Here is a 13,440-nt window from a genome sequence, read left to right on the forward strand (position 1 = left end):
CCTAGAAAGGAATCTCGTCGTCGCTGATGCCGCCGGCGCCGACCCGGGCCACGACCGCGAACGGGTCCGCCCCCGCGGCCTGGGCGATCGAGCGCAGCGTCGCGGCGGGCGGGGGGCCGGCCTCCGCGGGCCGCGTCGCCCACGAGGGGAACGGGAACTCGATGCACAGCGGCACCGGGATCTCCGGCTGCGACACGAACATGGTGCCGGGCTTGGCCAGCAGGGCGCGCTGGCGCTGGGCGGGCGGGAGGAAGCCGTACTCCGGCCGCGACGCCTCGGCCGGGTCGAGCCGCCCGACGACCCGGATCGCCGAGTTGGCCACGATCCGCCGCTCCACCTCGCTGGCGGTCTGCTGCGCGCCGATGAGCACGACGCCGAGGGAGCGGCCGCGCTCGGCGATGTCGAGCAGCACCTCCTTGATCGGGCTGGTGCCCTCCCGCGGCGCGTACTTGTTCAGCTCGTCGAGCACCACGAACAGCAGTGGCTTGGCCGTGCCGGCCTTCTCCTTGCGCTCGAACTCGGTGCGCAGCGTGACGCCGACGACGAAGCGCTGCGCCCGGTCGGGCAGGTTGTGCAGGTCGACGACTGTCACCTGGGCCGACTCGGCGGTGTTGATCTGGTGCGGCTTGCGCTGGGCGAGGTCGCCGCGGATGAGCCGGGACAGGTCCTTCTTGCTGCCGATGAGCCGGCGCGCGAACGCGTTGACGGTGCCGAGGCCGATCGCGTTGCCGGCCCACTGCCCGCGGGTCGCGTCGTCGTTGAGCTGGTCGACGAGATAGTCGACGAGGTCGGCGTACGAGTTCAGGCGCGTGCCGTCGACCGCGACCCCGCCCTCGGCCGGCTGCGCCACGCGCGCCAGGTGCGCGGTGACGGAGTGCACGACCATGGTGTACTGCTGCCGCTCGTCATCGGCGTCGGCGAACACGTACGGCAGCAACCGGTCGGCGCAGAACTCCGTCAGCGTCCAGTAGAAGGCGTCGACGCCGGACAGGCGGCTGCTCACGTCCGGGGTGCCGGAGGAGTCGCCGGCCCGCGGCGGGGCGTAGACCCGCACGTCGGGGAACGGCCCGGCGACCAGCCCGAGGCGCGCGTAGGCGTCCTCGGTGGCCTGGTTGAGCCGGCTGTTGGGGTGGTCGAGGAAGAGCAGGTCCTCGCCCTTGACGTTGAAGATGAGCGCGCGGGTGTTCGCGGTCTCGCCGGCGCCGCCGAGCACGCCGGAGCGGAAGACCGAGTACAGCAGGAAGGTCGCGAAGCTCGTCTTGGTGGCCACGCCGGAGATGCCGGAGATGGAGACGTGGGCGCCGCGGCTGCCGTCGAGGAAGTCGGCGTTGAGGAACATCGCGGCGCCGTCGCGGCCGAAGCCCATCGGGATGGTGCGGTCCATCCGGTCGAAGTAGAGCGCCCCGGCCCGCGCGTCGCCCTGCGCCCGGTGGACGAGCGCGCCCGGGGTCGGGGGGACGTACACCTCGGGGTCGACCCGGGTCGTGGTGATCTCGGCGGCCTCCTGGATGGTGGCCGGCAGCGTGCCGTCGGCGACCAGGAACACGTCGGAGTCGAAGACGACGCCCTCGTGGCGGGCCCGGACCGCGGTCACCACGCCGGCGATGGTCACGGGGTCGTGTTGGGGAAGGTCACGCTGCGTCACCACGACGTCGTCGAGCTGGAGGTAGGCGCCGTCCTCGACGGCGACCCAGAACGTCAGCGGCGTGGCGTCGGCGGTGCCGAGCACGCGCCCGACGACCGGGCCGCTCGAAGCGGCGGCGGACTCGTCCTCCATGCGGTTCGACCCCCAGTACAAGTGTTCGCCTGTGCATCGTGCCCCACGCCGGCCATCAGGGCGAAGGCACCACGCCACGGTGGATGGATGAGTGTCCTATTCATCTGGACAAACCCGGACGAACTCCCCTTTGTCCACAGGCTTGCACCGCCTTGTCCACAGGCCTGTGGACGGTCCTGTGGTTAACGAGCGTGCCGGAGGAACAGCAACTCGTCGTCGAGCAGGATGTGACGGAGAGTGAGGTGTTGCGGGGTGCCGGCCGGGTGGCCCGCGGTGATCCGGCCCGCGCCCGGGCCGGCCAGCAGCGGCGAGACGGTCAGGCACAGCTCGTCGACGAGCCCGGCCGCGGTGAGCGAGCCGAACAGGCGCGGACCGCCCTCGCTGAGCACGTGGTCGAGCCCGCGCCCGCGCAGCGCGGCCAGCCCCGCCGCGAGATCCACCTCGTCCTCACCCACGGTGATGATCTCGGCCACGCCGGCCAGCCGCCCGGGGTCGTTGCCGGCCCGGGTGAGCACGATCGGGCGGACCGGCGCTGCGGCCAGGGCATCCTGCGCCGGGTCCAGATCGAGCCGCCCGGACACGATGACGAGGGTGGGGTACTCCCGCAGGCCGTTCGCCCGCCGCCAGGCCCGGCGGTCGGCGTCGAGGCGCAGCGCGTGGTACCCCTCCTCGCGGACGGTGCCGGCGCCCACCACGAGCGCGTCGCAGAGCATGCGCAGGACGCCGAAGACGCGCTTGTCGGCCGGCCCGGACAGCGGGGCGCTGCGCCCGTCGACGTGCCCGGCGCCGTCGAGGCTGGACACGAAGTTCATCCGCAGCCAGGGCCCCGGCGGGGTTCGATAGAGGTCGACCAGGTCGGGTTCGGCGACGGGGACGGGCCAGAGCTGCTGCACCGGCCGACTTTACTGCGGCCCTTCGGTCTTCTGTTCGGACGTGCTTCGTTCGGGAGGTGCGTGCTTCGTTCGGACGTGGGAGATCGGATCGTAGGGCTGCGCCGCGGGTGGGGCGCACCCCACAATGGCTGGACCATGGCTCGCATGATCTATCAGCTGCGTATCGCGCTGGACGCCGTCGAACCGCCCGTCTGGCGGCGCGTGCTCGTGCCCGGCGGCTTCACGCTGGACCGCGTGCACCGTGTCATCCAGCTGGCGATGGGCTGGGGCGACCGGCATCTGCACGTGTTCGACGTCGACGGGGTGCAGTACGGAGTGCCCGACCCCGACGGTCTGCTCGAGGTCCGCGACGAGCTCGATCACCGGCTGGACGAGGTGGCGGGCAAAGGAGAGCGGCTGCGGTACACGTACGACTTCGGCGACTGGTGGGAGCACGACGTCGCGGTCGAGGACGTGGTCCGGGCCGACCTGGGCATCCGGTACCCGATGTGCACGGGCGGGGAGCGCGCCTGCCCGCCGGACGACGTCGGGGGACCGGGCGGCTACCACGACTTCCTGGCCGCGTACGCGGACCCGAACCACGCCGACCACGAGGCGATGCGAACGTGGCTGGACCGCGAGTTCGACCCGGCCGACTTCGACCCGGCGCGGGCAACCACCCTGCTGCGGCGCATGACGTAGCTGTTTTTCGCGCTTCCTTCGGTCGCTCCCCATTGGGGGAGCTCCGCTCCACCCAAACCCCCTCCCACACATGGGTCGCCGTCCAGGGCGAAGGGGCCGGGCTCGTTCGACTTAAAGCCTTCACGGCCGCACCACCGCATCGCCCTCCGGACGCGACTTCGCACCGCGCCTCCGCGCGTGCTGTCACGTCTCCGCGCCTGTGCCGCGCCTCCGCGCCTCCGCGCGTGCTTTCGCGCCGTGCAGTGCCGGCGCCTCCGCGTGGCTTCGTGCCGGGTGTCCGCGCCGCCGCGCCGTGCCTCCGCGCGGGGCCTTCGTGCCGTGCCCCTTCGTGCCGCGCCCCCGCCTCCGCGACGGTGCCCTCGCGGCGCGGCAGTTTGGGCGGATCGGTGGGGGGTCCCAGCTCTCCTGGGTTCCAAACAAGTAACTTTCAGTTCACATAGGGCCCTAACCGGCGCCAGTAACCCACGGTAGAGCTTTTCTGGCCCTAGAAAAGCCGCCAATCCGGCGAAATGCTCCCTTAGAAATCTTGCGGTAACGAAATGGGAACGCTCCCATTGCCCCATTGACACGCTGCCGTTCGCGGTCCAGTCTCATGGGAGCGCTCCCGCGGCTGTGGCCGGTGACACACCCCGCGGCCGTGGGAGACATCAACTCGCATGTCCGCCTTACCGCGCCGGCGGGGATTTTGCATGCCCGTCGCCGTACGCATCAACACCCCACACACCACCCACACCCATCACGACCTGAGAGAGGGGTCAGGATGAGCTTCACCTCGCGCCGCATGCGATCCGTCGCCGCGGCCGCGCTGACCGTCGGGCTCGCCCTCGGCATCGGCGCCTGCAGTGCCAAGAAGGACGATGCTGGATCCGACGGCAGCTCCGGCGGCCCGGTCACGATCTCGCTGTCCTACTTCGGCACGCCCGGGTTCACCCAGGCGGTCAAGGACTTCGAGGCCGCGAACCCGAACATCAAGGTGGACGTCAAGAACGAGGGACAGACCAAGGACTTCGTGCCGAAGCTGGCCCAGCAGCTCTCCGCGGGCAGCGGCGCGAGTGACGTGGTCATGCTCGAAGAGGGCATGCTCCTGCAGTACCTGAAGGACAACAAGCCCTTCGCCAACCTGCTCGACCTCGGCGCGCAGTCGCTGGAGAGCGAGTACCTGCCGTTCAAGTGGAAGAACGCCTTCACCGCGGACGGCAAGAAGCTCGTCGGTCTCGGCACCGACGTCGGCCCGCTGGCCATGTGCTACCGCACCGACCTGTTCCAGAAGGCCGGCCTGCCGACCGACCGCGACGCCGTGAGCAAGCTCTGGCCGACGTGGGCGGACTACATCAAGCAGGGTGAGACCTTCAAGTCGAAGAACACCGGCGCGGCGTGGATCGACTCGGCTACGTCGATCATGCAGCCGTACATCATGCAGAACAGCGAGACCTGGTTCTACGACAAGAGCGACAAGTACATCGGCGACACCAACCCGGTGGTCAAGACCGCGTACAACCTCGGTCTCGACATGGCCTCCAAGGGCCTGACCGCGAAGCTGCAGCGCTGGGCCGCGGACTGGGACGCTGCGTTCAAGAACGCCGCGTTCGCCACCGTGCCGTGCCCGCCGTGGTACACGGGTGTCATCAAGGAGCGCGCCGGCGACGCCGGCAAGAACAAGTGGGACATCGCCTCCATCCCCGGCGGCGGCGGCAACTGGGGCGGCTCGTACCTGGCCATCCCGGAGCAGAGCAAGAACAAGAAGGCCGCGTTCGAGCTCATCAAGTTCCTGACCGGCAAGCAGGGCGGCATCGACGCCTTCAAGGAGGCGGGCCCGCTCCCGTCGTCGCAGTCGGCCCTGTCGGACCCGCAGATCACGGGCGCGACGAACGACTACTTCAACAACGCGCCGGTCGGCAAGATCTACGTCGACGCCGCGAAGACGCTCAAGCCGATCTACCTGGGCCCGAAGCACCAGGCCCTCTGGGAGAACGCCTTCGAGCCGGCCATGCAGGCCGCTGAGCAGGGCAAGCTGAGCGCTCAGGCGGGCTGGGACAAGGCCATCAAGGACAGCAAGGCGCTGGCCGAAGGCTGATCGGTTCCCCGATCGACACCGGGCGGAGGTGGCGGCAACTCGCCACCTCCGCTCGCCAGCGACCGGCTACGGAAGAAGGACCACCAACCATGACCACCAATGTCGAGGTCGCCGGGCCTCGCCACGGGCGGAGGGACCCGGTGACGCCGCCGCGGCGGCGCTCATCGCGCTTCGGCAAGCTGGACATCAGGTACTCGCCGTACCTGTTCGTCGCGCCGTTCTTCCTGCTCTTCGCGGTCTTCGGCGCGTACCCACTCGTCTACACCGCGATCCTGTCGCTGCGCAAGAACACGCTCACCGGCGGCGACCAGGGCTTCGTCGGCTTCGAGAACTACACCAAGGTGCTCTCTGACGAGCACTTCTGGAAGGTCATCGGCAACACGTTCGGCCTGTTCATCGTCGCCACCGTGCCGCAGCTGATCCTGGCGCTGATGATCGCGAGCTGGCTGAACAAGAAGATGCGCGCCCGCACTCCGATCCGCATGGGCGTGCTCATCCCGAACATCACCTCCGTGGCCGCCGTCGGCATCGTCTTCGGCCTGATCTTCGCCGACCGCTACGGCCTGGCGAACTGGCTGATCCAGAGCGTCGGCTTCCACCCGGTCGAGTGGCGCAACCACCGCTGGTCCTCGTGGACGGCGATCGCCTTCATGGTCGACTGGCGCTGGACGGGGTACAACGCCCTGATCTACCTCGCCGCGATGCAGGCCGTCCCGAAGGAGCTGTACGAGTCGGCCTCCCTCGACGGGGCCTCGGCCTTCCGACGCTTCTGGCGGATCACCGTGCCGCTCATCCAGCCGACGATCCTGTTCACGGTGATCATCTCGACGATCGGCGGCATGCAGCTGTTCACCGAGCCGCTGCTGTTCAACTACGGCCGGATCCAGGGCGGATCGCTCAACGAGTTCCAGACGGTCGCGATGTACATCTACGAGACCACGTTCACGAACAACTTCAACGTGGGCCGGGGCTCCGCGATCTCCTGGCTGCTCTTCATGATCATCCTCGTCTTCGCCCTGATCAACTTCCTGCTGGTGCGACGCTCGGTTAGGGGGCAGACGCAATGAGCACCATGACCCCCGCCCGGCCCAGCCGGACCACTCCGGCCCCGGCCCCCAAGCGGTCCCGCCGCGTCCGCAGCGCCTCGGCGTCCCTGTGGGAGGCCAGCCCGCTGACGTACCTGGCCCTGATCCTCACGATCGTGCTGTCGATCTTCCCGATCGTGTGGTCGTTCATCGTGGCCTCGCGGGACAACAGCGCGGTGACGGACATCCCGCCGCCGCTCACCCCGGGCCCGAACTTCTTCGACAACGCCCAGCGGGTGCTGGAGAACACCGACGCCAACTTCGTCTACGGCTTGATCAACTCGGCCATCGTGGCCAGCTGCGTCACGCTGTCGGTAGTGTTCTTCTCGACCCTGGCCGGCTTCGCGTTCGCCAAGCTCAAGTTCCGCGGCAAGAACGCGCTGCTGCTCATCATCATCCTGACGATGATGATCCCGACGCAGGTCAACATCATTCCGCTGTACCTGCTGATGGTGAAGTTCGACTGGACCAACACGCTGCAGGCGGTAATCGTGCCCTTCCTGGTCAAGGGCTTCGGCGTTTTCATGATCCGGCAGTACGCGGAGTCCGCGATCAGCGACGAGCTGATCGAGGCGGCGCGGATGGACGGGGCCTCGACGTGGCGCACCTACTGGAGCGTCGTGCTCCCGGCGCTGCGCCCGGCCGCGGCCGTCCTCGGCCTGCTGACGTTCATGGAGACGTGGAACGACTTCCTGTGGCCCTACGTGGTGCTCAACGGTGATACGCCGACCGTCCAGGTCTCGCTGAACATTCTGGCCACCGGTTACTACAAGACGGACTACGTGCAAGTCTTTACCGGGACAGCCCTGGCGATCGTGCCGCTGCTCATCGTGTTCATCGCATTCGGCCGCCAGATCATCGGCGGCATCATGGAAGGTTCGGTCAAGGCGTGACCAGTATCGACCCGCTGACGTTCCCACCCGGATTCCTCTGGGGGGCGGCGACCGCGTCGTACCAGATCGAAGGGGCGGTGGCCGAAGACGGCCGCACGCCCTCGATCTGGGACACGTTCAGCCACACCCCCGGGCGCACGAAGGGCGGCGACACCGGCGACGTGGCGTGCGACCACTATCACCGCTACCGCGAGGATGTCGCGCTGATGGCCGACCTGGGGCTCGGCTCCTATCGGTTCTCCATCGCGTGGCCCCGCGTGCAGCCGGGCGGCCGCGGGTCGATCAACGAGAAAGGCCTCGACTTCTACCGGCGGCTCGTGGACGAGCTGCTGGAGCACGGGATCACCCCCTGGGTCACCCTGTACCACTGGGACCTCCCGCAGGAGCTCGAGGACGCCGGCGGCTGGCCGGCGCGCGACACCGCCGCCCGGTTCGCCGAGTACGCCGCGCTGATGCACGGCGCGCTCGGCGACCGGGTCCGGAACTGGACCACGCTCAACGAGCCGTGGTGCTCGGCGTTCCTGGGCTACGCCTCCGGCGTGCACGCCCCGGGCCGCAAGCACGCCCCGGACGCGCTGGCCGCGACGCACCACCTGCTGCTCGGCCACGGCCAGGCGGTCCAGGCGATCCGCGCCAACGACCCGCAGGCTCAGCTCGGCATCACGCTGAACCTCTACGCGATCTCGCCGGCCGACCCGGAGTCCCCGGGCGACCACGACGCCGTGCGGCGCATCGACGGCCTGGCCAACCGCATCTTCCTGGATCCGGTACTGCGGGGGGCCTACCCGGAGGACGTGCGGCAGGACCTGGCCGGGGTCAGCGACTTCGGCTTCGTCCAGGACGGCGACCTGGAGGTCATCTCCGCGCCGCTGGACCTGCTCGGCATCAACTACTACAGCCGGCACGTGGTGGGCGCGCCCGACCCGGACGTGCCCGCGGAGCCCTACTGGCGGGCCTCCACGTCCTGGCCCGGCAGCGAGCACGTGCGCTTCCACAAGCGGCCCGGCGTGCCCGTGACCGACATGGACTGGGAGGTCGACGCGCCCGGGCTCACCGAGACCCTGGTGCGGGTCGCCCAGGAGTACCCCGCCGTCCCGCTGTACATCACCGAGAACGGGGCGGCGTACGTCGACACCCGCAACGACGCCGGGGACATCGACGACACCGAGCGCGCCGCCTACTTCGACGCGCACTTCCGCGCCGGCCTGGCCGCGATCGAGCAGGGCGCCCCGCTCATGGGGTACTTCGCCTGGTCGCTGCTGGACAACTTCGAGTGGTCGTGGGGCTACACCAAGCGCTTCGGCCTGGTGGGCATCGACTACGAGACCCAGGCGCGCACCCTGAAGACCAGCGGGCACCGGTACCGCGAGGTCATCAAGCGCAACGGCCTGGCCGAGTAGCGTGCACCGCCCGACACTTGACGAGGTCGCTGCCCTGGCCGGTGTCGGGCGCGGCACCGTTTCCCGCGTCATCAACGGCTCGCCCCAGGTGAGCCCGGAGGCGCGGGCGGCGGTGCAGAAGGCGATCGACGCGCTCGGGTACGTGCCCAACCGGGCCGCCCGCGCGCTCGTGACCCGCCGCACCGACTCCGTGGCGCTCGTCGTCTCGGAGTCCGAGGAGCGGGTCTTCGGCGAGCCGTTCTTCGCCGGAATAGTCCGCGGCGTCAGCTCGCACCTGGCCGACACCCAGATGCAGCTGTGGCTCGCGATGGCGCAGTCGGTCGCCGAACGCGTGCTGGTCGAGCGTCACCTCAACGACCAGCACGTCGACGGCGTCCTGCTGCTGTCGCTGCACGACGACGACCCGCTGCCCGGCCTGCTGGCCGGGCGTGGGCTGCCGACCGTCCTGGGCGGGCGCACCGCGCACATGCTCGAGACGGGCACCAACGACGGCCAGGCCAACGGGCACACCGTCTCGTTCGTCGACAACGACAACGAGGGCGGGGCCCGGCTGGCCGTCGAGCACCTGCTCCACCTGGGCCGCCGCTGCGTCGCGGCGATCGCCGGCCCGCAGGACATGGGGGTCGGCAAGGCCCGGCTGCGTGGCTACCGCGAGGCGCTGCGCGGCGCGTCCCACCCGTTCGACGACCGTCTCGTCGCTTACGGCGACTTCAGCGAGGCGAGCGGCGCCGAAGCGATGAACCGCCTGCTGCATCTCAACCCGGGGCTCGACGCCGTCTTCGCCGCCTCCGACCTGATGGCCGCCGGGGCCATCCGAGCCCTGCGCGAGCAGGGCCGGGCCGTTCCGGCGGACGTCGCCGTGGTCGGCTTCGAGGACTCCGCCGTGGCCCGGCAGACCCTGCCGCCGCTCACCACCGTGCACCAGTCGGTGGAGGGCATGGGTCGCGAGATGGCCAGGCTCCTGCTGGCCCGCATCGCCGGCGGGCCGGCCCACTCGACTGTGCTGGACACGCACCTCGTGGTGCGCGAGTCGGCCTAAGACCACCCGCAGGAGGCACCCCGTGCGCTACGGCCACTTCGACGACGACCGTCGCGAGTACGTGATCGACCGGCCCGACACCCCGCTGCCCTGGATCAACTACCTGGGCACCGAAGCGTACTTCGGCATCATCTCCAACACCGCCGGCGGCTACTCGTTCTACCGCGACGCCCGGCTGCGCCGCCTCACCCGCTACCGGTACAACAACGCCCCCTTCGACTTCGGCGGCCGCTACCTCTACCTGCGCGACGCGGCGAACGGCGACTTCTGGTCGCCGACGTGGCAGCCGACGCAGACGGAGCTGGACGAGTACGAGTGCCGGCACGGGATGTCCTACACCCGGATCTCGTCCGCTTACCGGGGCATCAAGGCCCAGGTGTCGTACTTCGTGCCGCTCGGCGAGACGCTGGAGGTCTGGCGGGCGCGGCTGACCAACGACCGCGACGTCCCCGCCGAGCTCTCGCTGTTCTCCTCGGTCGAGTTCTGCCTCTGGGACGCCCAGGACGACGCGACGAACTTCCAGCGCAACTTCAACACCGGCCAGGTCGAGGTCGTCGACGGGGTCATCTACCACAAGACCGAGTACCGCGAGCGCCGCGACCACTTCGCGTACTTCGCCTGCTCCGAGCCGCTGACCGGCTTCGACACCGCCCGCGAGGCGTTCCTCGGCCCGTACCGGTCCTGGGACCGCCCGATCGCCGTCGAGCGGGGCAGCTCCTCGGACTCCGTCGCGCACGGCTGGCAGCCGCACGGCTCGCACCACGTGCGCGTCACGCTGGAGCCGGGGGAGACCCGGGAGATCGGCTTCGTGCTCGGCTACTGGGAGAACCCGAAGGACGCCAAGTTCGACCCGCCCGGCTCGCAGACCATCAACAAGCACATGGTCCGCCCGGTGATCGAGCGCTGGCTGCAGCAGGAGACGGTCGACGCCGGCTTCGCCGCGCTGCGCGAGAACTGGGACCGGCTGCTCGGCGGCCTGCAGGTGGAGACCCCGGACGGGGACACGAACCGGATGGTCAACATCTGGAACGCGTACCAGAACATGGTCACCTTCAACATGAGCCGCTCGACCTCGTTCTACGAGTCCGGGATCGGCCGCGGCATGGGCTTCCGCGACTCCAACCAGGACCTGCTCGGCTTCGTGCACATGATCCCGGAGCGGGCCCGCGAGCGGATCCTCGACATCGCCGCGACCCAGCTGGCCAGCGGCGGGGCGTACCACCAGTACCAGCCGCTGACCAAGCGCGGGAACAACGACATCGGCTCGGGCTTCAACGACGACCCGCTGTGGCTCATCCTCGGCGTCGCGGCCTACATCAAGGAGTCCGGTGACCTGTCGATCCTCGACGCGCCGGTGCCGTTCGACAACGAGCCGGGGAGCGAGGCCCCGCTCTACGAGCACCTGCAGCGCTCCCTGCGGTACACCCTGGAGCGCCTGGGCCCGCACGGCCTGCCGCTGATCGGGCGGGCCGACTGGAACGACTGCCTCAACCTCAACTGCTTCTCCGACACCCCGGGCGAGCCGTTCCAGACCACCGAGAACGCCACCGGCGGGGTGGCCGAGTCGGTGTTCATCGCCGGGCAGTTCGTGCTGGCGGCCAAGGAGCTCGCCGGGATCGCCGAGTGCGTGGGCAAGCCGGCCCAGGAGTACCTCGACGCGGCCGAGAAGATGGCCGGCACGATCGCCGAGCACGGCTGGGACGGGGCCTGGTTCCGCCGGGCGTACGACTTCCACGGCAACGTCATCGGCTCGGCCTCCAACGACGAGGGGCAGATCTTCATCGAGCCGCAGGGCATGTGCATCATGGGCGGCGTCGGCGTCGAGGACGGCACCGCCGTCACGGCCCTGGCCAGCGTGCGGGAGCGGCTGGCCACCCCGCACGGCGTGGTCCTGCAGCAGCCGGCGTACAGCTCCTACCGGCTGGAGCTCGGCGAGATCTCGTCCTACCCGCCCGGGTACAAGGAGAACGCCGGCATCTTCTGCCACACCAACCCGTGGATCATGATCGCCGAGGCGATCGTGGGCAACGGCGACGCGGCGTTCGACTACTACCAGCGCATCCTGCCCTCGGCCCGGGAGGCGATCAGCGAGGTGCACCGGTGCGAGCCGTACGTGTACGCGCAGATGATCGCCGGCCGCGACGCGCCGACCCACGGCGAGGCGAAGAACTCCTGGCTGACCGGCACGGCGGCGTACAACTACGCGGCCATCACGCAGTGGATTCTCGGCATTCGCCCCGAGCTGACCGGTCTGCGGGTGGCGCCGGTGATTCCGGGGGAATGGCCCGGGTTCACCGCGGTCCGCCGGTTCCGCGGGGCGACGTACAACATCACCGTGCGGCGCGGCGACGCCCGCGCGCTGACCGTCGACGGGGCGTCGTTCGACCCCGACGGCGTCCTCCCGCTGGCCCCCGAAGGCTCGGTCGTTGAGGTGAACTTGACGATCCTCTGAAAAAAATAGGCCCTGCTGAAGAAACGTCGGGCCGCCGGGTGGCCCGGTGACGGCATGTGCGCACAATGAGGCGTGAACATCCCGTCCCCGGGCCGCCCGCGCTCCGCCGGCCGGCCCACGCTCGATGAGGTCGCCTCGCGCGCCGGTGTCGGCCGTGGCACCGTCTCGCGTGTGGTCAACGGCTCGCCCCAGGTGAGCCCCGAGGCCCGCGCCGCGGTGCAGAAGGCGATCGACGAGCTGGGGTACGTGCCCAACCGAGCCGCCCGCGCGCTCGTCACCCAGCGCACGGACTCCGTCGCGCTCGTCGTGTCGGAGTCGGAGGAGCGCGTCTTCGGCGAGCCCTTCTTCGCCGGCATCGTCCGCGGCATCAGCTCGGCCCTGGCCGACACCCAGCTGCAGCTCTGGCTGGCGATGGCCCAGTCCCCGGCCGAGCGGGAGCGCGTCGAGCACCACCTGACCAACCAGCACGTCGACGGCGTGATGCTGCTCTCCCTGCACGACGCCGACCCGCTGCCGCTGCTGCTGGAGCGCCGGGGCCTGCCGGTCGTGCTCGGCGGCCGGCCGGCCCAGATGCTCGCCGACGACGAGCAGCTCAACTTCACCGCCCAGCTGTCGCAGCTCTCCTACGTGGACGCCGACAACGAGGGCGGCGCCCGCATCGCCGTCGGCCACCTGCTCGACCGCCAGCGCAAGCGCGTAGCCGCGATCGCCGGCCCGCAGGACATGGCCGTGGGCGTGTCGCGGCTGACCGGCTACCGCGAGGCCCTGGAGCGGGCGGGCATTGCGGTGGAGGAGAAGCTCATCGCGTACGGCGACTTCTCCGAGGCCAGCGGCGAGCGGGCGGTCCGCGAGCTGCTCGACGGCGACCCGGAGATCGACGCCGTCTTCGCCGCCTCCGACCTCATGGCGGTCGGCGCCCTGCGCGCGCTGCGGACCATGGGCAAGCGCGTCCCCGACGACGTGGCCCTGGTCGGCTTCGACGACGTGGCGATCGCCCGCCAGACCGACCCGCCGCTGACCACCGTGCACCAGCCGGTCGAGGCGATGGGCCGGGAGATGGCGCGGCTGCTCATCGCGCGGATCGGCGGCGCCGCGTCCTCCTCCGTGATGGTCGAGACGCACCTGGTCCGCCGCGCCTCCGCCTGA

Annotated in this window: 10 protein-coding genes; 8 read left to right on the plus strand and 2 right to left on the minus strand. The window is 70.1% G+C overall.

The genetic code is table 11. From position 1 onward, the window contains the following. Window position 1: 1 nt before the first annotated feature. Window positions 2-1,777, minus strand: a complete 1,776-nt coding sequence (locus ACPPVO_RS09430; protein ID WP_426510835.1) for an ATP-binding protein — start codon at window positions 1,775-1,777, stop codon at window positions 2-4. A gap of 182 nt (window positions 1,778-1,959) precedes the next feature. After that, window positions 1,960-2,670, minus strand: a complete 711-nt coding sequence (locus ACPPVO_RS09435) for a pyrimidine reductase family protein (protein ID WP_426510836.1) — start codon at window positions 2,668-2,670, stop codon at window positions 1,960-1,962. Between the two features lie 135 nt (window positions 2,671-2,805). Here ACPPVO_RS09435 and ACPPVO_RS09440 point away from each other — a divergent pair, with 135 nt between their 5' ends. The 8 genes from ACPPVO_RS09440 (at window position 2,806) to ACPPVO_RS09475 (ending at window position 13,440) form a co-directional block, all read left to right on the plus strand. Continuing rightward, window positions 2,806-3,351, plus strand: a complete 546-nt coding sequence (locus ACPPVO_RS09440) for a plasmid pRiA4b ORF-3 family protein (protein ID WP_426510837.1) — start codon at window positions 2,806-2,808, stop codon at window positions 3,349-3,351. A gap of 760 nt (window positions 3,352-4,111) precedes the next feature. Then, a complete protein-coding gene (locus tag ACPPVO_RS09445) occupies window positions 4,112-5,425 on the plus strand; it encodes an extracellular solute-binding protein (RefSeq protein WP_426510838.1) in 1,314 nt (437 codons plus the stop codon). A gap of 89 nt (window positions 5,426-5,514) precedes the next feature. Next, window positions 5,515-6,492, plus strand: a complete 978-nt coding sequence (locus ACPPVO_RS09450; protein WP_426510839.1) for a carbohydrate ABC transporter permease — start codon at window positions 5,515-5,517, stop codon at window positions 6,490-6,492. Next, the gene (locus ACPPVO_RS09455) at window positions 6,489-7,403 is read left to right on the plus strand and encodes a carbohydrate ABC transporter permease (RefSeq protein ID WP_426510840.1); all 915 of its coding nucleotides are present in this window, start codon (window positions 6,489-6,491) and stop codon (window positions 7,401-7,403) included. The genes ACPPVO_RS09450 and ACPPVO_RS09455 overlap by 4 nt, the downstream gene beginning before the upstream one ends. Beyond that, window positions 7,400-8,803 (plus strand): GH1 family beta-glucosidase, encoded by a 1,404-nt coding sequence (locus tag ACPPVO_RS09460; protein ID WP_426510841.1) that lies wholly within the window; start codon window positions 7,400-7,402, stop codon window positions 8,801-8,803. The genes ACPPVO_RS09455 and ACPPVO_RS09460 overlap by 4 nt, the downstream gene beginning before the upstream one ends. A gap of 1 nt (window position 8,804) precedes the next feature. Continuing rightward, entirely contained in the window at window positions 8,805-9,842 is a 1,038-nt protein-coding gene (locus ACPPVO_RS09465; RefSeq protein ID WP_426510842.1) for a LacI family DNA-binding transcriptional regulator, read from the plus strand. A gap of 22 nt (window positions 9,843-9,864) precedes the next feature. Next, window positions 9,865-12,294: a GH36-type glycosyl hydrolase domain-containing protein gene (locus tag ACPPVO_RS09470; RefSeq protein ID WP_426510843.1), complete on the plus strand. Its 2,430-nt coding sequence runs from the start codon at window positions 9,865-9,867 to the stop codon at window positions 12,292-12,294. 78 nt (window positions 12,295-12,372) lie between these two features. Continuing rightward, entirely contained in the window at window positions 12,373-13,440 is a 1,068-nt protein-coding gene (locus ACPPVO_RS09475; protein ID WP_426514589.1) for a LacI family DNA-binding transcriptional regulator, read from the plus strand.

The organism is Dactylosporangium sp. McL0621, from assembly GCF_049995355.1.
In the GTDB taxonomy this organism is placed as follows: Bacteria; Actinomycetota; Actinomycetes; order Mycobacteriales; family Micromonosporaceae; genus Dactylosporangium.